Source organism: Pseudomonas sp. NBRC 111130 (assembly GCF_001320485.1).
Lineage (GTDB): Bacteria > Pseudomonadota > Gammaproteobacteria > Pseudomonadales > Pseudomonadaceae > Aquipseudomonas > Aquipseudomonas vlassakiae.
This window is the reverse complement of sequence record NZ_BCBG01000025.1, coordinates 15,958-38,761: the sequence shown is the minus strand read 5'-3', so window position 1 is coordinate 38,761 and position 22,804 is coordinate 15,958. Positions and strand designations below refer to the sequence as shown.

The following is a 22,804-nucleotide window of genomic DNA, read 5'->3' as shown; positions in this document are numbered from 1 at the left end:
GAAAAAGGGCCCCTCCGGGGCCTTTTTTTTATGGGTTGGGGAACCTTTTGCGGACTTGCATCTTGCATGCAGGTTTTTCGCACTGATTGCAAAATGCACGAATGTCGGTTGCTGCCTTGTTCTTTAAGTTGTTGATTTATAAGGAAACAAGCGAAGCGGAAAAACTGGCACAGCGCATGCAACTACAGTGTTACCTGCCGCCAGGACATACGGCGCAGACCTTTCGACAAACAGGAGTGACCCAAATGAAGAAGTTCGCCATTGCTGCCGCTACTGCTACCGCTCTGACCCTGACCATGGCCAACGGTGCCTTCGCTGCCCAGCCAACTCAGGCTCCGGTCATGTTGGCTGCCAATACCGTGGACAACGCCAAGCAGGAAGGCTCTGACACCTGGATCACCACCAAGGTCAAAGCTGACCTGATGACCGAGAAAGGCGTACCGGGTAGCGATATCAAGGTGGAAACCAGCCACGGTGTTGTTTCGCTGTCGTCTGACGTGAAGGTGACTGAATCGCAGAAGGCTGAAGCTGTTCGCATCACCAAAAATATCAAAGGCGTGAAAAGCGTGATGGCTGATGGCTTGAAAGCCGAATAAGGAATGTCCCGTCGGCCAAACGGATTTGGCCACCTCTATCAAAGCCCCGGCTACTGCCGGGGCTTTTTCATGTTGGCCTCAGTGCACAGGGTTACGAGCGATCACATTACTTTCAAAGCACTCCTGCTCTACGATCAGCGGTTCGACCAGCGGGCGACTATCGCGAAAGTGGGCGGTCTGGGTATGTGCCTCGTACGCATTATCGTCGCGGTAGATCTCGTACAAGTAGATCACGTCTGGATCCATGCGGTCCTGGGATACATCGAACACCAGGCAGCCGGGCTCGGTAGCGACAGAGGCAGCGGCATTGACCTTGATGGCAGCGAGAAATGCTTCGGCGCAGCCGGCTTTGACGCGGGTCTTGATGAACAGGCTATACACAGGGCGTTCCTTTTGTTTTAAATTCAGCTATGAATTGTATACAAAAATGGAGTTACACCAATGTCCGAATTGCCTGCCCGTCCTGGCCGCCTGAATGGTCTGCGCCATATCGCCTTGCTGGTGCCCAACCTCGAAGAGTGTGAACGTTTCTATGTCGATGTGATGGGCATGGAGGTGCTGAACCGGGCTAATGAGGACCTGGTTTATCTGACCTGTGGTAATGACAACCTGTCGCTGGGGCGTGGGGCAGGGGCGGCCAATGGCCTGCAGACCCTGGATCATTACGGGTTCATCGTGGACAGCGTCGAGGAGCTGGAGGCCTGGTACCAGTACTTCAAGGCGCGGGGCGTGACCTTGCTCGATAAACCGTTCAACCATGGGGATGGTGCGCGCAGCTTCCACCTCCTGGACCCGGCCGGGAACAAGGTGCAGCCGCTGTATCACCCATCGGTATCAGGGCAGCGGCTGGTGTAGGAGCGGCCTTGTGTCGCGAAAGGGCCGCAACGCGGCCCCTCGATCTCCGCACCAACATTGAATACCAGGGGCCGCTGTGCGGCCCTTTCGCGACACAAGGCCGCTCCTACAGGGCGCACGCAGGTTTGTTGACTACTCGGCATCCAGGTGCATCGGCGTAATCACCCGCCCATCGCTCTCGGCCTGCCCAAGGTTGGTATCGATGAAGTACACCCGGTCATCCTCGAGCTTGCCCTTGTCGACCAGGTAGTCCTTGATGCTGCTGGCCCGCTCCTGGCCAAGGGTACGCAGCAATGCAGTGCTTTCAGCCCAGGACTTGATCACCGCCTCGCGCAGCTTGGCGGTGCGCTCGTCACGGCCCAACTGCTCCCACTCGGCGGGAGGTTGTTGCTTCAGGCGGGTCCGGTAGATGCCTTCGAGCATCGCCGGCTTGTCGCGCTCATCGACCTGCAGCATCGAGGCATTGGCCGGTACCTTGTCGCCACGGCGTTGCAGGATCTTGTACCAGTTCGCCTGGTATTCACGTTCCAGACGTTGCTGGGCGATCAATGGGCCGTCGCTGCTCTGGGCACTGGTGCCTTCGATCTCCAGGCGCAGCTCCGGGCGTTCCTTGAGGGCGGACGCGAGCTTGTCCAGTGTCGACTGCGCATCGCCACTAAGTTCACTTGAGCCTGGGGCGAACGCCACGGTACCGAGGTCTTCCGAGCCACCACCGGAAATCAGCCCACCGATGAACTTGAACGGCGCCTGCGCCGCACGCAGTACCAGGTTGCGCAGGGTCTGCCAGACGATCGGCATGACGCTGAACTGCGGGTTGTTCAGGTCACCGGAAACTGGCAGTTCGATGGAGATCCGCCCCTCAGTGTCTTTCAGCAGCGCGATCGCCAGGCGGATCGGCAGGTCCACGGCATCCGGGCTGTCGACCTTCTCACCCAGTTGCAGCTGCTCGACCACCACCTTGTTCTCGGCCTTGAGCTGACCGTTGGTGATCAGGTAATGCAGGTCAAGGTTCAGCCGCCCCTTGCGGATGCGGAAGCCGGCGAACTTGCCGGAGTAGGGCGTCAAGGTGGTCAGTTCGACGCGCTTGAAGCTGGTGGCGATATCCAGGCTGGCCAGCGGGTTGAACGGGTTGAGTGCACCCTTGATGGTGACCGGGGCATAACGGTCGACCTTGCCTTTGACGTCGACCTTGGCCGGGGTCGGCTTGCGGTTGTCGATGGTGCCTATCTGGCCGTTGAGCTGCTGGATGGCGGTGGCAAAGTTCGGGGTGAGGGTCAGGTCGGCGAAGTTGGCCGAGCCATCGTTGATGTCGATCTGGCCGATGCGGATGCCCAGTGGCTTGCCGGCAGTGGCACTGGCCGGCTTGGCCGGGCTGCTGGCAGGCGCGCCGGCCGGTTGCGGGATCAGCAGGTCGTCGACGCTGGTGGTGCGGTCTTCGTTGATGATGAAGCGTGCGTAGGGCTGCAGCAGGGTCACCTTGTCGATCGATAGGGCATCACCGTGCACGTATGACAGGCCATCTACGTTCACTTGCTGCCATTTGACGAAGTCACGGCCCTTGATGGTGTCCAGGGTGTGCAGCTGGTTGACCTGAGCCTTGCCTGCAACGCTGAAGGCCAATGGCTCGGTGCTCGTGAGGTTGACCTTGAGGTCGCTGGCGAGCATGCCACTGCGCAGCTCAAGGCGAATGAACGGGCTGATGTAGGCTTGGGCGACGCGCAGGTCGATGTCACGGGTGCTGACATCGAGCTTGGCCGTGACCGGCGCCAGATTCACTTCACCTGCGGCCTGCAGCTTGCCTTGCTTGCCAATGCCGGTGTCGAGCTTGAGGGTGAAAGGCGACTGGTTGAGGCTGTCGAAACCTTGCATATCGAGGTTCAGCGGGCCCACGTCCAGCGCCACCGGCTCCTTCTGGCTGCGGTCGGCGAGGTGAGCCTGATAGTTGCGCAGCTGCACGTCCTTGAGCAGTACCTGCCAGGGCTTGCTCGGCGCTTTCGCGGCCTTTTCATCTGCGCTGGGCTCGGCAGTCGCCGGCTCGGCTTTTTCTTTCGGGGTGGGCTTGGCCGGCTGGCTGGCGAACAGCTTCTGCCAGTCGAGCTGGCCGTCCTTTTCCAGGGCTGCCCAGGTTTCCAGTTTTTCGCTGCGGACTTTGCCGACGGTGACCAGCTGCCTGGCCAGGTCGATGGACGTCTCACTCACCTCCAGGTTGGCCAGGCGCACCAATGGCCGGCCATCGGGTGCCTTGATGGCGAACGGCGCGACTTTGACCGAGGTGTTGTCCAGCAACAGCTCGGTTTCCTTGGACAGGTTGAGCGTGTAGTGGGTATCGAGGTTGACCACGCCGTCTTCGAGAACAAGGGGCAGGGCATCGCGGACATAGGGCCAGAACAGCTTCATCTTGCCGTCGGTGACTTTCAGCGTGCCTTTCGAGGCGATCGGCGCCAGGCTGAGGGTGCCGTTCCAGTCGACGCGGCCACCATTGGGACCGAGCGCCACCAAGGTCATGTCGGCGTTGTCGTCGGGCAGGGTACTGAGATTCTTCAGCTCCAGGTTCATGTCGTCGTAGAGGAACTCGATCGGTTCGCTCGGGCGCACGTCCTCGAAATGCAGGTAGCCGCCGCTGATCCTGATGCTGTCGATACGCAGCGGGAAGGGATCGCCGGCGGGAGTGTCCGGTCTGGGCTCGCTGGCTGGCAACTTGAACAGTTGGGTCAGGTTGAGCGTGCCGTCCTTGGCGAATAGCACCTCGTTGCGGGGCTTGTCGAGTTCGATCGCCTGCAGGTGCAGTGCACGTTTCCACAGGCTGTCGAGTGCCAGGTTCGCGTATAGCCGTTCGAAGCCGACCTGCTCCTTGCCGGGCTCGCCGAGTTGCAGTCCCCACAAGGTCAGCTCGAGGCTGAAGGGGTTGAGTTCGATGCGTTGCAGATGCGCGGGCACGGTAGCGTATTGCGCCAGCTGCTGGTTGGCGATCCGCAGGGCGACACCAGGGAGGATGAGGAAGCCGAGCAGGCTGTAGAGGGCCACGAGAGCCAACAGGGCGCCGAGGGCGCGAGTCAATCCTTTGTACATGTGTCGCTTCGTCTGTCTAAGCAGGAGTGCTTGGAGTATGGCACGTTAAATCGGTTCCGCTGAGGCGACCAGTTTCCCCTCACTCGATACCCATGCGCCGCCTGGCCCGGTGCGCCGAACCGTCACGCATGGCCCAGCGCAGGATCGGTGCCGTGCGCTGCAGGCCAAGGCGGATCATGTGTCGTTGCAGCGGCCCCTGTTGAAGGCCGAGCAGGGCCTGGGCCCAATCCGGCAGCAGGTCGATACCCGCCTGCAGCATCAACTTGCCCACTGGCTCGGCAAGGCGACTGGGTGCGGGGGCTTCGAGCAGGATCCCGACCACTTCCAGGCTACGGGCGCTGCATTGCAGCTGTGGGCGCATCTGCTGCAGATAGTCCTCGACCTGTTGGCAGGAGCGTGGCACTCCACGGGCACCGAGGCGTTCGGCAATGAGGGCGATTTCGGCGTAGTAAGCGTCCTGACCGGCGCGTGACAGTTGCGGATCACGGTAGCGCAGGTGGGCAGCAAGGAAGCTGCTGACTTCGGCCACATGCACCCAAGTCAGCAGGTCGGGGTCGCTTGCAGCGTAGGGACGGCCGTCCGGTGCAGTCCCGGTCACCTGCACGTGGATGGTCCGCACCTTGTCGATCAACCACTCGGCATCCCGGGTGGAGCCGAACGTGGTGCCGGAGATGAACTGGCTGGTGCGACGCAGGCGACCGAGCAGGTCTTCGCGAAAATTGGAATGGTCCCACACTCCGGCCAGGGCCAGCGGGTGCAACAGTTGCAGCATCAGGGCGCTGATCCCGCCAACCAGCATGCTCGGAAAGTCGCCATGCACCCGCCAGCTGATGCTGTGGGGGCCGAACAGGCCGGGGTCACCCTTGGGGGATTCAAGGTCGAGCTGGCCGAGGGCCAGCCCGGTGAGGCTCATGAGCTGGGTTTCGATGCGTCGGCGTAGGGCTTCCATGGCGTCCTGTGGGTCAGGACGGCCAGGGAAAGTGGCCGCCCGCTATTGATTGAGGCGTTTGTCGATCAGTCCCTGGACTACGCTCGGGTCGGCCAGGGTCGAGGTGTCGCCGAGATTGTCCAGTTCGTTGCAGGCGATCTTGCGCAGTATACGCCGCATGATCTTGCCCGAGCGGGTCTTGGGCAAGGCCGGGGCCCACTGAATCAGCTCTGGCTTGGCGAAACTGCCGATCTCCTTGCTGACCAGCGCCAGCAACTCGGCCTTGAGCGTATCGTCCGGGGTAATGCCATTCATGGGCGTAACGAAGGCATACACGCCCTGGCCCTTGAGGTCATGGGGATAGCCGACCACGGCAGCCTCGGCGACGCTGTCGTGCAGCACCAGCGCGCTTTCCACCTCGGCGGTGCCGATGCGGTGCCCGGAGACGTTGATGACATCATCGATGCGGCCGGTGATCCAGTAGTCACCGTCGGCATCGCGGCGGGCGCCGTCACCGGTGAAATAGTAGCCGGGCATGGGTTTGAAGTAGGTGTCGACCATGCGCTGGTGGTCGCCGTAGACGCTGCGTATCTGCCCTGGCCAACTGGCCTTGATCACCAGCAGCCCGGCGCCGGGGCCTTCTACCAGTTTGCCTTGTTCATCCAGCAGCGCAGGTTGCACGCCGAACATCGGCTGGGTGGCGCAGCCGGGCTTGAGCCGTTGTGCCCCGGGCAGCGGCGTGAGCATGATGCCGCCGGTCTCGGTCTGCCACCAGGTGTCGACGATGGGGCAACGCTTTTGTCCGACCTCTTCGAAATACCACTCCCAGGCTTCCGGATTGATCGGCTCGCCTACGCTGCCGAGCAGGCGCAGGCTTTTGCGCGAGGTTCCCTGCAGCGGCGCCGAGCCTTCGCGCATCAACGCGCGCAGCGCAGTGGGCGCGGTGTAGAAGATGTTCACCTGATGCTTGTCCACCACCTGCCAGAAGCGCGAGGTGTCTGGGTAGTTGGGGACGCCTTCGAACATCAGCGAAATCGCGCCGTTGGCCAGCGGCCCGTAGACGATGTAACTGTGACCGGTGACCCATCCAACGTCTGCCGTGCACCAGAACACCTCGCCGTCGCGGTAATCGAACACCACCTTGAAGGTCATCGCCGCCTGCAACAGGTAGCCAGCGGTGCCATGCAGCACCCCTTTGGGTTTTCCGGTACTGCCGGAGGTATACAGGATGAACAATGGGGCTTCGGCGTCCATCGGTTCGGGCTGGCAGTCGTCGCCGGCCTTTTCGGTCACTTCGTGATACCAGAGGTCGCGGCCTTCGCTCCAGGCGACATCGCCACCGGTACGACGTACCACGAACACGCTGCTGACCGCAGGGCAACTGCTCAGGGCCTTGTCGACGTTCTGCTTGAGCGGGATGCGTTTGCCGCCGCGTACGCCTTCGTCGGCGGTGATCACGGTGCGGCAGTCGGCATCGAGAATGCGGTCGCGCAGGGCATCCGGCGAGAAGCCGCCGAACACCACCGAGTGGATGGCACCGATGCGTGTGCAAGCGAGCATGGCATACGCGGCTTCTGGAATCATCGGCATGTAGATGCACACCCGGTCGCCCTTGTGCACACCTCTTGCCTTCAGCGCATTGGCCAGGCGGCAGACCTAGCGGTGCAGCTCACGGTAGCTGATGGCCTTGGAGTCCTTGGGGTCGTCACCCTCCCACAGCAGGGCGGTTTGCTCGCCGCGCTGGGCCAGGTGACGATCGATGCAGTTGAAGCTGACGTTGAGCTGGGCACCGTCGAACCAGCGGGCGCTGCCGGTCTTCAGGTCGCATTGCTGCACGCTCGACCAGGGTTTGATCCAGTCCAGGCGTTTGGCCTGTTCGGCCCAGAAGGTGTCGGGATCATCGACCGACTGGCGGTAGAGGCGCTGGTAGTCGTCGGGGGAAAGGCTGGCGGACTGGCTGACGGCCAGGGCCTGGGGATACTGCTTGATATCGAACATGGCGGGTGGTCCTGCTCTTGTCGGAGGGACGGCAACGGCTATTCGATGGACAGTGTAGCTGGGGAGAGTGTTCAACCTGCCCCGGCCTCTTCGCGGGTAAACCCGTTCCCACAGGTTTTGCACACATTTCAAGTATTGTGCAGTACCTGTGGGAGCGGGTTTACCCGCGAAGAGGCCGGGGCAGGTTAAAGGTCAACCGCGGTGACGGCCGCGGAAGTAGTTGATCAGGCCTTGGGTGGAGCCATCTTCGGCGCTGTCTTCGAGGCTTCCCACAAGACGCTGGTAAACACCTTTGCCCAGCTCCTTGCCCAGTTCCACGCCCCACTGGTCGAAGGCGTTGATGCCCCAGATCACGCTTTGCACGAACACCTTGTGTTCGTACATCGCCACCAGAGCGCCCAGGCGGCGCGGGCTGATGCGTTCGACTACCAGGGTGTTGCTCGGGCGGTTGCCCGGAATCACCTTGTGCGGCGCGAGCTTTTCGATGTCCGCGTCGTTCAGGCCCTTCTGTCGCAGTTCGGCTTCGGCTTCTTCACGGGTCTTGCCGAGCATCAGCGCCTGGCTCTGCGACAGGCAGTTGGCGTACAGCCACTGATGGTGGTCCGCCACCGGGTTGAAGCTGACCACTGGCACGATGAAGTCGGCCGGAATCAGCTGGGTGCCCTGGTGCAGCAACTGGTGGTAGGCATGCTGGCCGTTGCAGCCGACGCCGCCCCAGATCACCGGACCGGTATCGGTCTTCACCGGGGTGCCGTCCTGCAGCACGCTCTTGCCGTTGGACTCCATGTCCAGCTGCTGCAGGTGCTTGGTGATGTTGCGCAGGTAATGGTCGTACGGCAGGATCGCGTGGCTGCTGGCGCCCCAGAAGTTGCCGTACCAGATGCCCAGCAGGGCCAGCAGCACGGGCATGTTCTTGTCGAACGGCGCGGTCTGGAAGTGCTGGTCCATGGTGTAGGCACCGGACAGCAGTTCCTTGAAGTTGGCGGTCCCGATGGCCAAGGCGATCGGCAGGCCGATAGCGGACCACAGCGAGTAGCGCCCGCCTACCCAGTCCCACATCGGGAAGATGTTCTCTTCACGCATGCCGAAGGCCACGGCAGCGGCCTTGTTGCTGGAAACCGCGATGAAGTGGCGGTACAGCTCGGCTTCCGAGCCGCCTTGAGCAAGGTACCAGGTGCGCGCGGCCGTCGCATTCTTCAGGGTCTCGAGGGTGTTGAACGACTTCGACGAGACGATGAACAGCGTGGTTTCGGCGCGCAGGTTGGCCGATAGCTCATGGAACTCGCTGCCGTCGATATTGGCCAGGTAATGGCAACGCACGCCGCGCTGGGCGTAAGGCAGCAAGGCTTCAGAGACCAGCTCGGGGCCTAGGAATGAGCCACCGATGCCGATGTTGACCACATCAGTGATCGGCTTTTCGCTGTAGCCACGCCACAGGCCGTCATGGATTCGGCCGACCAGCTCGGTAATCTGGTTGAGTACCTTGTGGACTTCCGGCATCACGTTGACACCGTTGACGTTGAGCTTGTCGCCTACCGGACGGCGCAGTGCAGTGTGCAGCACCGGACGGCCTTCCGAGGCGTTGATGATCTCGCCGCTGAACATCGACTTGATTGCATCCTGCAGGCCAACCTGTTCGGCCAGGCTGACCAGAAGTCCACGGGTTTCGTCGGTAATCAGGTTTTTCGAATAGTCGAGGAACAGCCCGCAGCTGCTCAGGGAGAACTGGTCGAAGCGCTTGGCGTCGGCGGCAAAGGCTTCGCGCATGCTGAAGCCTTGCATGGCGTCGCGGTGTGTTTGCAGGGCCTGCCAGGCTGGCAGGGCCGTAACATCGTGGGGTGTACGGTAATACGCCATTGCGCGGAATTCCTTGATGCGAGATGTGCCTTGGACAGGGCAGTCATTGCCGGGTTCAGGCTGGCCATCATTATAGGCAAAGGCCGCGGGCAGGGAATGGGTATGCAGGGGGAATTTGGGGCTGCGAAGCAGCCCCGGAAGGTTATGCGGTCTTCTCGTCCAGATGCAGATACAGGTTGTCGATCAACCGGGTATTACCCAAGTAAGCAGCAACCAGAATCACCAGGTCCCGGTCACCGAACGCTGCCGGGCGCAGGTTCACAGCATGGCGCACTTCCAGATAATCCGGGCGCAGGCCGGCAGCGCTCAGCTGTGCCTTGCCTTGCTCGATCAATGCTGCGAAATCCACCTGGCCGCGGCCGAGCGCCTCACCGATCTGCTGCAGGGTGCGATACACCACTGGCGCCGTGGCGCGTTGCTCAGGGGTCAGGTAACCGTTGCGTGAAGACAGCGCCAGGCCATCTTCGGCGCGCACGGTCGGCTCACCGATGATCTGGATCGGCATGTTCAGGTCGCGCACCATGGCGCGGATTACCGCCAGTTGCTGGTAGTCCTTTTCGCCAAACACGGCCAAGTCTGGCTGGACCATGTTGAACAGCTTGCTGACCACGGTCGCCACGCCTTCGAAATGCCCAGGGCGGCTGGCACCGCACAGGCCTTCGGACAGGTTGGGCACGCTGACTCGTGTCTGCACGCTCATGCCGTCCGGGTACATCTCTTCCACGGTGGGTGCGAACAGCAGATTGCAACCGGCCTGCAGCAGGCGCTCCTGGTCGGCGGCGAGGGTGCGCGGGTATTTGTCGAGGTCTTCGTTGGCACCGAACTGCAAGGGGTTGACGAAGATGCTGGCGACCACGAAATCGGCACGTTGGGCAGCCTTGGTCACCAGCGCGGCATGGCCGCTGTGCAGGTTGCCCATGGTCGGCACGAAGCCGATGCGCTTGCCTTCGCCGCGTGCACGAGCGACGGCGGCACGCAGTTCGCGGACGGTCTTGACTGTGTTCATGCGCTGAATCCGTGTTCGGCAGCGGGGAAGGCAACGTCTTTGACGGCCTTGACGTAGGCGGTGAGCGCGCTCTGGATATCGGGCTGGCCTTGCATGAAATTCTTCACGAACTTCGGCACCCGGCCACTCAGCGACAGGCCGAGCATGTCGTGCAGGACCAATACCTGGCCATCGGTAGCGCTACCGGCACCGATGCCGATCACCGGAATGCTCACTGCCTGGGTGATTTCTGCGGCCAGTTCGCTCGGTACGCATTCGAGCAACAGCATCGCCGCGCCGGCTTGCTCCAGCGCAATGGCGTCGGCGCGCATCTGCCGGGCTTGCGCTTCCTGACGGCCTTGGACCTTGTATCCGCCGAGGACGTTGACGGTCTGCGGCGTCAGGCCCATGTGCGCGCACACTGGCACGCCGCGTTCGGCCAGCAGGCGAATGGTTTCGGCCAGCCAGGCGGCGCCTTCGAGCTTGATCATGTGGGCGCCGGCCTGCATCAGCGTGGCGCAGTTGGCAAACGCCTGCTCGGGAGTGGCATGGGCCATGAACGGCAGGTCCGCCAGGATCAGCGCGCCATCATTGCCGCGTTTGACGCAGGCGGTGTGGTAGGCCATCTCTGCAGTGGTGACGGGCAGTGTGCTGTCATGGCCCTGCAGGACCATGCCCAGGGAGTCGCCCACCAGCAACACGTCGACGCCAGCCTGGCTGCAGGCCTTGGCGAAGGTTGCATCGTAGCAGGTCAGCATGGTGATCTTTTCACCCTTGGCCTTGAGGCCATGCAGGGTGGTCAGGGTTACTTCAGGCATGTAGGAAAATCCTCGTTCAGGCGCTGTGAAAAACGACTGCATACAACGCGTGTAGTCATCTTCCGGAGCGGCACATCATCGCGCGTGATGTTCGGGCACAGGTCCGTCCGGGCCTAAATACGGGTATGCGGCACTTTGGTGCCACACGGGACGCCTATAGTCGTGAGCGAGGTGGGGGAAGTCAATCACCCTGTTACCGCATTGTTACTAACAGGGTGTTACTTGCGTTACCGTGCCTGAGTGACTATCTCAAACGCCCGGTTTACAGGCGTTCCAGGCCGACGAATGGGCAGGCTTGGAGCAGTTCGGCGAGGGCGCGGCCATCGGCCAGACAGAAGTCGTCTGCCACCAGCTCGGCCAAGGGGTACAGCACGAAGGGGCGCGCATGCATGTGGTAGTGCGGCACCTGCAGGCGTGGCAGATCGATGACCTGGTCGCCGAACAGCAGGATATCCAGGTCGAGGGTGCGCGGGCCCCAGCGTTCCTTGCGCACGCGGCCCTGGTCGTTCTCGATGGCTTGCAGGGCGTCGAGCAGTTGCAGTGGTGCCAGGGTGGTGTCGAGGGCGGCTACCGCGTTGGTGTAACGCGGCTGGCCGGGCAGCAGCGAGTCGCTGGTGTACAGCGCCGAAGCGCCCGCCAGGCGGCTGTCGGCAATCTGGTCGAGCGCCTGCAGGGCGCTGCGCAGTTGTTCTGCGGGGGCGTCCAGATTGCTGCCGAGGCCGATGAAGGCGCGCGTGGTCACTCGAACGCCTCGTCACCACCGCTGCGCTTGCGCTTGCCGCCACTGCGCTTGCGTTTGCGCGGGCCGGCAGCAGCGCCTTCGTCACGGCTGCCAAGCTCACGGATCATCTCGCGGCGCTCGCTGTCATTGGCATCCTGATAGTCGGTCCACCACTGGCCCAGATCGTCGGTTTCTTCGCCGGCGCTTTCGCGCAGCAGCAGGAAGTCGTAACCGGCACGGAAGCGCGGGTTGTCGAGCAGCAGGTCGGCGCGCTTGCCACTGCGGCGCGGCAGGCGTTCCTGCATGTCCCAGATCTCGCGGATGGGCAGGGTGAAGCGTTTCGGAATGGCGATGCGTGCGCACTGCTCGGCGATCAGGTCGTGGGCTGCGCCGTTCATGGCCGGAATCGGCGGCACGCCTTGGCTCTGCAGGTGCAGTACACGGCTTGGCAGGGCTGGCCAGAGCAGGGCGGCGAACAGGAAGGCCGGGGTTACCGGCTTGCCCTGCTTGACGCGCAGGTCGGTGTTGTTCAGCGCCTGGCTGATCAGGGTATGGGTGTAGGTCGGACGCTCTTCCAGGGCATGGGCACTGGCCGGGAACAGCGGTTCGAACAGCTCCAGGTCGACCAGCATCTCGAATGCGATGGCCCCTTGGCCGGAGAGGAACAGCTTGAGGCATTCCTCGAACAGGCGTGCGGGCGGGATCTCGCGCAGCAGCGGGGCCAGTTTGCGGATCGGCTGGAAAGTGTGCTTCTCGATACCGAAGTCCAGCTTGGCGGCAAAGCGCACTGCGCGCAGCATGCGCACCGGGTCTTCCTGGTAGCGGTGGGTCGGGTCGCCGATCAGACGCAACAGACGGTTGCGGATGTCGTGCACGCCATTGGCGTAGTCGAGAATGCGCTCGCTGACCGGATCGTAGTACAGGGCGTTGATGGTGAAATCGCGGCGCTGCGCGTCTTCTTCCAAAGTGCCGTATACGTTGTCACGCAGGATGCGACCGCTGGCGTTGTGGGACGAACGGTGGCTGTCACCCTGGTCGTCTTCGGAGTGGGGCGCACGGAAGGTGGCGACTTCGATGATCTCACGGCCGAAATGCACGTGGACCAGCTTGAAGCGCCGACCAATGATGCGCGCGTTGCGGAACTCGGCACGCACCTGCTCGGGCGTGGCGCTGGTGGCGACGTCGAAGTCCTTGGGCGTGATGCCCAGCATCAGGTCGCGGACGCAGCCACCGACCAGATATGCCTGGTAGCCCGCGCTCTGCAGGCGCTCGACGATGTTCACCGCGTGGCGGCTGAACTGGTGGCGCTGCAACGAGTGTTGGCTCTTGTTGATCACCTCAGGCGTGGTGCGCCTGTGGTGCTGGCCCGGTACGGGAGGGCGGAACGACTGGAACAGCTTCTTCAGCATGGGATGCACTGTTTGAAGGAATGTTCGGCCAAGAATAGGAGAATGGCCGCATGATGGGCGGGGATTCTAGCATTTACTCGGGGAATGGTGTAGGCGGTAGCAGGAGGCCCTGCCGAGGGGGAGAAACGACAAGGGGAGCCTAAGCTCCCCAAGAAGTCGTTGCGTGCTCTTATTGTTTTTTTACTGGGCTTCTTGTTTTTGTTGAGTGCCCTGTCCACAAATCTCGAAGCTTGTGGACGACCCCCAATCCAGGGGTAAAGAGCAAACGGATTGCTTTGGTCGCTGACGTCATGTTGATCGTTCGATCCAACCAGTTCAGGCGCTGCTTTGAAGTGCAGTTTTTGTTGTTCTCTGCCTGGTCGTGGGGCAAGCCCCAAACACGCATCCTCTCCAAAAGAATCAGTTAGCTGCGCCTCCGCCGTCTTGTTCTTATTGTGCGTGAGCCGTTTCGTCTTGTTCTTATTCTGAGTTGCTGTGCTTGTTATTGTTCTTGTACCAGACATATAGCAGGTGCCGTGCCAACTTTTCAAAACCCAGTGAAATCAAGGGTTTGGCGAAATTTTGCGTTTGGCGGCGGGCTGGAAATGTGGATTTTTCGTTACCGTACGCCTCGTGAACTGTTACGGCGGAAAGGTTGGGTAACAGATTTGTGCGGGGACTGAGGTGTTACCCGGTGTGTGTGCATTGGCTTTGCCGGCCCATTCGCGGGCAAGCCCGCTTCCACAGGATCACGCAGTGTCAGAGACTGTGTAAATCCTGTGGGAGCGGGCTTGCCCGCGAAGAGGCCGGTAAGGCCAACGGAGATCTGAATCAGTTGTCGCTGGTCGCGTTGCTCTTGCGCCGTGGGATGCCCAGGCGCTGGCGCCGTTCCCACAGGCACTTGCGGCTGACCCCGAGCTTGCGTGCCAGCTCGGTCTCGGTCATGTGGTCCTGGTGCTCAAGTACGAAGTGCTGGAAGTAGTCCTCCAGCGACAGGTCCTCGGTCGGTTCATGGCTGGCACTGCTGGCGCTGGCCGCGACCAGAGCATTGTCGAGGATGTCATCCTCCTCGAGGTCGCTCAGCTCGATGTCGATGCCCAGCATGTCGGCGGAAATTTCCGCACTCTCGCTAAGGATCACCGCACGCTCCACGGCGTTTTCCAGTTCGCGCACGTTGCCCGGCCAGCTGTAATGACGAATGGCTTGCTCGGCCTCGGCCGAGAAGTGCAGGTCGTCACGACCGATGCGCGCGCTCTGGCGGGCGAGGAAGGCGTTGGCGATCTCGTTGACGTCACTGCCGCGCTCGCGCAGGGCCGGCAACTTCAGGGCGATCACGTGGAGGCGGTAATACAGGTCTTCGCGGAACTGCCCGGCCTTGGCCAGGTTCTTCAGGTCGCGGTGGGTCGCGGCGATCAGGCGCACGTCGACTTTTTGCGACTGTACCGAACCGACCCGGCGAATCTCGCCTTCCTGCAGCACGCGCAGCAGGCGTGCCTGGGCTTCGAGCGGGAGTTCACCGATTTCGTCGAGGAACAATGTGCCACCGTCGGCGGCTTCTACCAGGCCAGCACGGCCGGCACTGGCGCCGGTGAATGCCCCTTTTTCATGGCCGAACAGTTCCGATTCGATGAGGGTCTCCGGAATGGCCGCACAGTTCACCGAAATCATCGGCGCCTTGGCGCGCCGTGACAGGTTGTGCAGGGCGCGGGCGACCAGTTCTTTGCCGGTGCCCGACTCACCCTGGATCAGCACGTTGGAGTCGGTCGGTGCCACCTTGCGGATCTTGCTGTACATGTCCTGCATGGGCGGGCACGAACCGATGATGCCGATCTCGCCATTGGCGGCGGCACCTTTGTCGGCTGGCGCGGCCTTGCCGTTGGCCCGCGGTTCGGCGGCCGGGGCCGGCGCGGCTGCCGGCGCGTTCTGGCGGTCACGCAAGATGCGCGCCACGGCCTGAAGCATTTCATCGTGATCGAAGGGTTTGGCGATGTAGTCCACCGCGCCCATCTTCATCGAGTCCACCGCCGATCGCAGGCTGGCGTAGCTGGTCATGATCAGCACCGGCGTGCCCTGGCCAAGCTTGATCAGCTCGGTGCCCGGGGCACCCGGCAGGCGCAGGTCGCTGACGATCAGGTCGAAGGTGGCAATGCTGAAGCGTTCCTGGGCTTCCTGTACCGAGCCGGCTTCGCTGACCTGGTACTGATTGCGTTCGAGCAGCCGACGCAGGGCCGAGCGGATGATGGTTTCGTCTTCGACGATCAGAATGTGCGGCATTGATTCAATTCTCTCGACGGTCTCGAATTTCAGGGGACGTCGCTACGACATGCCGGGGCAGGGTCACGCGGATCCGGGTGCCACGTTGCCGTTCGATATCGGCCGGGCTGTCGATGGTGATTTGCCCATAATGCTCTTCCACGATGGAATAGACCAGAGCGAGCCCCAGTCCGGTTCCTTCGCCCGGGTCCTTGGTGGTGAAGAACGGTTCGAACAGGCGGTCCATGATGTTCTTCGGGATCCCGCTGCCTTCGTCCTCGACGATCAGGTCGACGGTGTGCTCGCTGACTTCGCTGCGCACCCGCACGGCGCTGCCAGGCGGCGAGGCGTCGCGGGCATTGGACAGCAGGTTGATCAACACCTGGGCGAGGCGCTGCGGATCACCCTCGGCCCAATGGTCCGGGTCGCAGAGATTGAAGAACTGTACTTCGAAGTTGCGCCGGTTCAACGCCAGCAGACCGATGGCGTCTTGTGCCACCTCGGCCAGGCATACCGGCTCTTCACTGTTCTGATGGCTGCCGCCGGCGTGGGCGAAGCTCATCAGCGACTGGACGATGCGCGACACGCGCTTGGTCTGCTCGAGGATCTGGCTGGACAGCTCGATGATTTCCCCATCGCCTTCACGCTCCTCGCGCAGGTTCTGCGCCAGGCAGGCAATGCCGGTAATCGGGTTGCCGATTTCGTGGGCCACGCCAGCGGCCAGGCGGCCGATGCTGGCCAGGCGCTCGGAATGCACCAGTTTGTCTTCCAGGGCCTGGGTTTCGGTGAGGTCCTCGACCAGCAGCACCAGGCCGCTGTTGCCGGGCGCCAGGGGCTCGTCGATGGCCGCCTTGTGCAGGTTCAGCCAGCGCGGTTGACCGTCCAGCGCCAGGCGCTGCTTGTGCAAATGTTCGTCGGGCACGTTGATGAAGCCCTGCAGCAGGCCGCGCCAGGGTTCGCTGATGGTCACCAGGCGCGAGCCGACCACATGCTTGGCGGCAATGCCGGTCAGCTCTTCCATGGCCTTGTTCCACATCAGGATTTCCTGGTCCTTGGCCAGCGAGCAGACGCCCATGGGCAGCTCTTGCAGGGTCTGGCGGTGGTAGCGGCGCAGGGCGTCGAGTTCGGCGGCAAGGCCGGTAAGGCGCGAGTGGTAGTCTTCCAGGCGGCTCTCGATGAAATGGATGTCCTCGGTGACGTAGTTCTCGTTACCGGACTTGTACGGCAGGAAGGTCTCGACCATGTCCTGCGCCACGCTTGGCCCCATCAGGCCCGAGAGGTTGGCCTCGATACGGTCGCGCAGGCGGCGCAAGGCATAGGGGCGGCGCTCATCGAACGGCAGATAAAGGTCTCGCAGGGCCTGTTCGACCTCCTTCTGCGCCGCCTTGGCGCCAAGTGGTTTGGCCAGTTGGGTGGCGAATTCCTGTGGCGATGCGGCGTGCAGCTCGCGGCGCTGCGGCCGGCGCACGTTGTCCACGGCGCAGGCCTCGGCGGCGCTGACTTCCTCAGTGCTGGCGTTGGTGAACAACGAAATCAGCGTGAACAGCAGCACGTTGGCCGCCAGCGAGGCAATGGCCGCCATGTGCCAGCTGGTGTCGTCTAGCACATAAATCATGTCCAGCAGCGGGATATAGAAGCCCTGCAGGTTGCCCAGCAGCGGCAGCAGCATGGTCACCAGCCACACCACGGTCCCGGCCAGCAGACCGGCGATGAAGCCGCGGCGGTTGGCGGTCGGCCAGTACAGCACCGACAGCACGCCTGGCAGGAACTGCAGGGTGGCGACGAAGGCTACGATGCCCAGGTTGGCCAGGCTCTGGTGGTTGTTCTGGGTCAGGTAGAAGACGAAGCCGGCAGTGATGATGGCGACGATCAGCGCCCGGCGGGTCCACTTCAGCCAGCGGTAGATATTGCCTTCGGCAGGCGGCTGGTAAAGCGGCAGCACCAAGTGGTTGAGGGCCATGCCCGACAACGCCAGCGTGGTGACGATGATCAGCCCGCTGGCGGACGCGAGCCCGCCAACGTAGGCCAGCAAAGCCAGCGCCTGGTTGTTGGCGGCGATCCCCAGGCCCAGGGTGAAGTACTCGGGGTTGGTGCTGGCGCCCAGGCGCAGGCCGGCCCACAGCACCAGCGGCACGGCCAGGCTCATCAGCAGCAGGAACAGCGGCAGGCCCCAGCTGGCGCTGACCAGCGAGCGCGGGTTGAGGTTTTCGGTGAAGGCCATGTGGTACATGTGCGGCATGACGATGGCCGAGGCGAAGAACACCAGCAGCAGGGTGCGCCATGGGCCTTCCTGCAAGGGGGTGTGCAAGGCTGCCAGGGCCGTCTGGTTCTGCAGCAGCCACACTTCCAGTTGGTGCGGCCCGCCAAACACACCATACAGCGCATACAGGCCGATGCCGCCCAGGGCCAGCAGCTTGATCACCGACTCGAAGGCGATGGCGAACACCAGGCCTTCGTGTTTCTCACGGGTGGCGATATGGCGCGAGCCGAAGAAGATGGTGAACAGGATGATCAGCGCACAGAAGGCAAAGGCCACCCGGGCCTTGACCGGTTCGCCGGTAAGGATGCTGATCGAGTCGGCCACTGCCTGGATCTGCAGGGCAAGCAGGGGCAGCACGCCGATCAGCATGATGAGGGTGGTCAGCGCGCCGGCCCAGGTGCTGCGAAAACGGAACGCCAGCAGGTCGGCCAGTGACGATAACTGGTAGGTGCGGGTGATCTTGAGGATCGGGTAGAGCAGCACCGGCGCCAGCAGGAATGCACCGGATACCCCCAGGTAACAGGCGAGGAAGCCGTAGCCATACTGATAGGCCAGGCCTACCGAACCATAAAAGGCCCAGGCACTGGCGTAGACGCCCAGCGACAAGGTGTAGGTCAGCGGGTGGCGAATGATGGAGCGCGGGATCAGCCCTCGCTCGCTGATCCAGGCCACGCCGAACAGCACCATCAGGTACGCGGCGCTGATCAGGATCATCTGGGTCAGGCTAAAGCTCATCGGCATCTCGTTGGCTCTGCAGGATGAAGGTGACGACGATCAGGATCAGCCAGAGCAGGTAGGGGCGGTACCAGGCACCGGTCGGTTCGATCCACCAGTCCATGATGGCCGGGGAGAACAGGTAGATCCCCACGACCAGAAGCAGGACCAAACGATAGATGTACATGCTGGCCTCGATGGTTGGGCGCTGCGGGCTTGGACTTATTATTGGCGCAATTGACTGTGGCGATGCTAGCGGTAATCCATGGGGTTCGCCAAGAGTCTGAATTTATTACGCTTTTGAATTTGAGCGGTATTTGCCTGTGCCGTCCTCTTCGCGGGTGAACCCGCTCCCACAGGTACTGCACAGGTCTTGGGCATTGCACCGCTCCTGTGGGCGCGGGTTTACCCACGAACAGGCCATGCCTGCTTCAGTGCAAATCAGCCTCTGGCACCGTCAACTGCCGGGCAATGGCTTCTGGTCGCCACTGCTCGCGTGCTACCGCCAGCACTTCGGCGGGTGTTGCCAGCAGCAGTTCGGCATCGGTTTCCTGCCCCAGCGCCCGCAACGCGCGCAGCAGCAAAGGCGTCGCCTGCTGCGCCTGCAACGGCGGCGAACGATAGGACTTGCCCAGCTTGTGCCCGTCAGGCTGGACGATCAGTGGAATGTGCAGATAGCGCGGTTGCGAAAAGCCCAGCAACTCCTGCAGGTACAGTTGGCGCGGCGTGTTGTCGAGCAGGTCGGCCCCGCGCACGATATCGGTGATGCCTTGCCAGGCATCGTCCAGCACCACCGCCAGTTGATAGGCATAGAGCCCATCGCGTCGCTGGATGATGAAGTCGCCCACTTCGCGCCCAAGATGCTGCTGGAACTCGCCTTGCACCCGGTCGCTGAAGCGGTAGATCAGTTCGGGTACCCGCAGGCGGATCGCCGCGCCTTCCCGGGCATGCCCCGCGTTACGGCAATAGCCTGGGTAGATGCCATTGTGCCCCTCCAGCTGCTTGCGCGAGCAGGTACAGGCGTAGGCCAGGCCCATGCTGAACAGGCGGTCGACCACGGCGGCATAGGCTTCGTGGCGCTGGCTTTGATAAACCACTTCGCCATCCCACTCCAGGCCGTAGCGCTCGAGGGTCTGCAGTATCGCGTCGCGGGCCCCTGGCATTTCCCTGGGTGGGTCGGTGTCTTCCATGCGCAACAGCCAGCGGCCGTCCACGGCGCGGGCATCGAGCCAGGAGGCCAGGGCGGCAACCAGCGAGCCGAAGTGCAGGAAGCCGCTTGGGGTGGGGGCGAAGCGTCCGATATAACGGGAGTCTTTCATGGCATTGCCGGGCATATAAATGAAACGGGGCGCATGATGCGCCCCGTTCGGATGGAAGACGTGTCAGCCTTTGCCGACGGTCTTTTCCTTTTTCTCCGCGATTTCCTTGCAGTCGAAGCACAGGTCGGCGGTAGGACGGGCTTCAAGGCGGCGCAGGCCGATCTCGATGCCGCACGATTCGCACCAGCCGTATTCTTCGTCCTGGATCTTCTGCAAGGTCTTGTCGATCTTCTTGATCAGCTTGCGCTCGCGGTCGCGGTTACGAAGCTCCAGGGCAAATTCTTCTTCCTGGCTGGCGCGGTCGGCCGGATCGGGGAAGTTCGCAGCTTCATCCTTCATGTGGTCTACGGTGCGGTCGACACTCTGCATGAGCTCGCTTTTCCAAGCATTGAGTAGCTTGGTGAAGTGATCCCTCATGCGGTCGTCCATGTAATCTTCGCCCGTGCCCTCTTGATAGGGCGCGACACCGTACATGGTCTGACCGGTTTTTTGCTTTTCTACGGTGGACATGAATAGACCGCCTCTCACTCATCTGATCCAATGCGCAGGCTGCTCCATCTCCGGCACCCGCCGGCCCTGCGACTGCGAGCCGCCGAACTTACCAGATAGATCGGGGGTTGCGCTAGCCCGCCCGATCCTAGGTGTTGACCGCAGCGCGCGGCGCACGTTCGGTGCGCTGCAAAGGTAGAATCAACAGTTTAGACCCAATTGAGAGAAGGTCATGGCCCACCCCTACAGCGCGCGCAGCCGCGGCATCGAACCCTTCCACGTCATGGCGTTGCTGGCGCGGGCCAACGAGCTGCAAGCAGCCGGCCATGACGTGATCCACCTTGAAATCGGCGAGCCGGACTTCACCACCGCCGCACCGATCGTCGCTGCCGGCCAGGCCGCGTTGGCCGCCGGGCATACCCGCTATACCGCCGCCCGTGGCCTGCCAGCGCTGCGCGAGGCCATCGCCGGTTTCTATGGCCAGCGTTATGGCCTGCAGATCGACCCTGAGCGGATTCTCGTCACGCCGGGCGGCTCCGGGGCGTTGCTGCTGGCCAGCAGCTTGTTGGTCGACCCCGGCAAGCACTGGCTGCTGGCTGACCCGGGTTACCCGTGCAACCGCCACTTCCTGCGCCTGGTCGAAGGCGGCGCGCAGCTGGTCCCAGTCGGGCCAGAGGTCAACTACCAGCTCACCGCCGACCTGGTCGAGCGTTACTGGGACAAGGACAGCGTCGGCGCCCTGGTCGCCTCGCCAGCCAACCCGACGGGCACCGTGCTGGGCCGCGAGGAGCTGGCCAGCCTGTCCAAGGCCACCCGTGAACGCCATGGTCACCTGGTCGTGGACGAGATCTACCACGGCCTGACCTACGGCATGGATGCGCCGAGCGTGCTGGAAGTGGATGACTCGGCGTTTGTCCTCAATAGTTTTTCCAAGTATTTCGGCATGACCGGCTGGCGGCTCGGCTGGCTGGTGGCCCCGCCCAATGCCGTGGCCGATCTGGAGAAGCTGGCGCAGAACCTCTACATCAGTGCACCGAGCATGGCCCAGCATGCGGCGTTGGCCTGCTTCCAGCCGGAAACGCTGGCGATTTTCGAAGCGCGTCGCGCCGAATTCGCCCGTCGCCGCGACTATCTGTTGCCGGCCCTGCGTGAATTGGGCTTCCGCATTGCCGTCGAGCCGCAGGGCGCGTTCTACCTGTATGCCGATATCAGCGCGTTCGGTGGCGATGCCTTTGCTTTCTGCCAGCATTTCCTTGAAACCGAGCACCTGGCCTTTACCCCAGGCCTGGACTTCGGCCGCCATTTGGCCGGCCACCATGTACGGTTTGCCTATACCCAGGGCCTGCCGCGCCTGGAGCAGGCGGTCGAGCGCATCGCCCGTGGGTTGCGGAGCTGGCAAGGCTGAATGGTGTTCTTTCCTCCACTTGAACAAGGGCGCCTGCTGCGTCGCTACAAGCGCTTCCTGGCCGATATCGAATCGGCCAGTGGCGAGCAACTGACCATCCACTGCCCGAACACCGGTTCCATGCTTAATTGCATGCGCGAAGGCGGGCAGGTGTGGTTCAGCCGCTCCAACGACCCCAAGCGCAAATTGCCAGGCACCTGGGAAATCAGCGAAACGCCCCAGGGCCGCCTGGCTTGCATCAACACCGGGCGCGCCAATGCGCTGGTTGAGGAGGCGTTGCGTGCCGGAGTGATCCACGAGCTGGCCGGGTTTACCGCGCTGAAACGTGAGGTGGCTTACGGCGAAGAACGCAGCCGGGTGGATTTTCGCCTGGAGTTTGCAGCCGGGCCAGCCTATATCGAGGTCAAGAGCGTGACCCTGGGTTACCCGGATACTGCCGTGGCGGCGTTCCCGGATGCCGTGACCCAGCGCGGTGCCAAGCACTTGCGCGAGCTGGCGGCTTTGGCCCGCCAGGGCATTCGTGCGGTGCAGCTGTACTGCGTGAACCTGACCGGCATCGAGGCGGTACGCCCAGCCGATGAAATCGACCTTGCCTATGCCAACGCCCTGCGCGCTGCGGTGGCCGACGGGGTCGAGGTGTTGGCCTACGGGGTACGCCTGGATGACGAGCAGATCATCATCGACCGCCGGCTACCGGTGTTGCTCAACCCCTGAGCCAGATGCCCTGGCTGTCCTCATGGCAGTCCAGGGCCTGCAGCATTTCGCCTTCGCAGGGGCCGGCCACGCATTCACCACTCTCGATCAGAAACAGCGCGCCATGATGGGCACAGTGGATCAGGCTGGCACTGTCGTCAAGAAAGGCATCTTGCGCCCAGTTCAGCGGGATGCCGCGGTGAGGGCAGCGGTTGCGGTACAGGTACACCTGGCCCTGACGGCGCACGCCGAACAGGTCGATGCCGTCTACGCTGAAGGCGCGGCTATGGCCCTCGGCCAGGGCCGTGGAAGGACAAAGAAAATGCATTGCAGGGAAGGCTCGTGAAACAAAGTGATGGCTTGACGCGTCAATGCGAATAATTATCAAATTGCCCGCATTTGCTGCGCCGGCTGCCTATGGTGCGCAGTTCCGCTGCCCGCCACAAGGCGTGCGGC

At 62.6% G+C, this 22,804-nt stretch carries 18 protein-coding genes and 1 pseudogene; 4 read left to right on the top strand and 15 right to left on the bottom strand.

Annotation, left to right across the window (positions count from 1 at the left end):
- Positions 1-245 precede the first annotated feature (245 nt).
- A complete protein-coding gene (locus tag APH33_RS13505) occupies positions 246-596 on the top strand; it encodes a BON domain-containing protein (RefSeq protein ID WP_054885631.1) in 351 nt (116 codons plus the stop codon).
- A 78-nt stretch (positions 597-674) separates the two neighbouring features.
- On the opposite strand, the gene APH33_RS13500 is transcribed toward APH33_RS13505, so the two are convergent.
- Positions 675-977 carry a putative quinol monooxygenase gene (locus APH33_RS13500; protein WP_054885630.1) on the bottom strand — a complete coding sequence of 101 codons (303 nt, stop codon included), beginning with the start codon at positions 975-977 and terminating at the stop codon, positions 675-677.
- A gap of 60 nt (positions 978-1,037) precedes the next feature.
- Between APH33_RS13500 and APH33_RS13495 the strand changes: the two genes are divergently transcribed.
- Positions 1,038-1,451, top strand: coding sequence for a VOC family protein (locus tag APH33_RS13495; protein WP_054885629.1), 414 nt, complete (start codon positions 1,038-1,040; stop codon positions 1,449-1,451).
- Between the two features lie 132 nt (positions 1,452-1,583).
- Here APH33_RS13495 and APH33_RS13490 read toward each other — a convergent pair whose 3' ends face one another.
- The 13 genes and pseudogenes from APH33_RS13490 to dksA form a co-directional block, all read right to left on the bottom strand.
- On the bottom strand, positions 1,584-4,520 hold the full coding sequence (locus APH33_RS13490) for a DUF748 domain-containing protein (protein ID WP_054885628.1): 2,937 nt from the start codon (positions 4,518-4,520) through the stop codon (positions 1,584-1,586).
- Positions 4,521-4,599: 79 nt separating this feature from the next.
- A complete protein-coding gene (locus APH33_RS13485; RefSeq protein ID WP_054885627.1) occupies positions 4,600-5,469 on the bottom strand; it encodes an oxygenase MpaB family protein in 870 nt (289 codons plus the stop codon).
- 42 nt (positions 5,470-5,511) lie between these two features.
- Positions 5,512-7,446 (bottom strand): annotated as a pseudogene (gene acs / locus APH33_RS13480) (acetate--CoA ligase).
- Positions 7,447-7,638: 192 nt separating this feature from the next.
- Positions 7,639-9,303, bottom strand: a complete 1,665-nt coding sequence (pgi, locus tag APH33_RS13475; protein WP_054885626.1) for a glucose-6-phosphate isomerase — start codon at positions 9,301-9,303, stop codon at positions 7,639-7,641.
- A gap of 142 nt (positions 9,304-9,445) precedes the next feature.
- Positions 9,446-10,309 carry a pantoate--beta-alanine ligase gene (gene panC / locus APH33_RS13470; protein ID WP_054885625.1) on the bottom strand — a complete coding sequence of 288 codons (864 nt, stop codon included), beginning with the start codon at positions 10,307-10,309 and terminating at the stop codon, positions 9,446-9,448.
- Positions 10,306-11,106: a 3-methyl-2-oxobutanoate hydroxymethyltransferase gene (gene panB, locus APH33_RS13465; protein WP_054885624.1), complete on the bottom strand. Its 801-nt coding sequence runs from the start codon at positions 11,104-11,106 to the stop codon at positions 10,306-10,308. The genes panC and panB overlap by 4 nt, the downstream gene beginning before the upstream one ends.
- A 262-nt stretch (positions 11,107-11,368) precedes the next feature.
- Positions 11,369-11,848, bottom strand: a complete 480-nt coding sequence (gene folK / locus APH33_RS13460) for a 2-amino-4-hydroxy-6-hydroxymethyldihydropteridine diphosphokinase (RefSeq protein ID WP_054885623.1) — start codon at positions 11,846-11,848, stop codon at positions 11,369-11,371.
- Positions 11,845-13,236, bottom strand: coding sequence for a polynucleotide adenylyltransferase PcnB (locus tag APH33_RS13455; RefSeq protein WP_054885622.1), 1,392 nt, complete (start codon positions 13,234-13,236; stop codon positions 11,845-11,847). Before APH33_RS13455 ends, folK begins: the two co-directional genes overlap by 4 nt.
- Before the next feature lie 810 nt (positions 13,237-14,046).
- A complete protein-coding gene (locus tag APH33_RS13450) occupies positions 14,047-15,489 on the bottom strand; it encodes a sigma-54 dependent transcriptional regulator (protein WP_054885621.1) in 1,443 nt (480 codons plus the stop codon).
- Between the two features lie 4 nt (positions 15,490-15,493).
- Positions 15,494-18,469, bottom strand: a complete 2,976-nt coding sequence (locus tag APH33_RS13445) for a sensor histidine kinase (RefSeq protein ID WP_176509684.1) — start codon at positions 18,467-18,469, stop codon at positions 15,494-15,496.
- Complete coding sequence (locus tag APH33_RS27210; RefSeq protein WP_003250005.1) at positions 18,453-18,629, bottom strand: hypothetical protein; 177 nt, start codon at positions 18,627-18,629, stop codon at positions 18,453-18,455. The genes APH33_RS13445 and APH33_RS27210 overlap by 17 nt, the downstream gene beginning before the upstream one ends.
- 244 nt (positions 18,630-18,873) lie before the next feature.
- A complete protein-coding gene (gluQRS, locus tag APH33_RS13435) occupies positions 18,874-19,761 on the bottom strand; it encodes a tRNA glutamyl-Q(34) synthetase GluQRS (RefSeq protein WP_054885661.1) in 888 nt (295 codons plus the stop codon).
- A gap of 63 nt (positions 19,762-19,824) precedes the next feature.
- Positions 19,825-20,271, bottom strand: coding sequence for an RNA polymerase-binding protein DksA (gene dksA, locus APH33_RS13430; protein ID WP_054885619.1), 447 nt, complete (start codon positions 20,269-20,271; stop codon positions 19,825-19,827).
- A 211-nt stretch (positions 20,272-20,482) separates the two neighbouring features.
- Here dksA and APH33_RS13425 point away from each other — a divergent pair, with 211 nt between their 5' ends.
- Entirely contained in the window at positions 20,483-21,655 is a 1,173-nt protein-coding gene (locus tag APH33_RS13425; RefSeq protein WP_054885618.1) for a pyridoxal phosphate-dependent aminotransferase, read from the top strand.
- Positions 21,656-22,369, top strand: coding sequence for a DNA/RNA nuclease SfsA (gene sfsA / locus APH33_RS13420; protein WP_054885617.1), 714 nt, complete (start codon positions 21,656-21,658; stop codon positions 22,367-22,369).
- Here the strand turns inward: sfsA and APH33_RS13415 are convergent.
- Positions 22,359-22,676 (bottom strand): Rieske (2Fe-2S) protein, encoded by a 318-nt coding sequence (locus tag APH33_RS13415; protein ID WP_054885616.1) that lies wholly within the window; start codon positions 22,674-22,676, stop codon positions 22,359-22,361. The two genes, sfsA and APH33_RS13415, sit on opposite strands and share 11 nt — an antisense overlap.
- Positions 22,677-22,804: the final 128 nt, after the last annotated feature.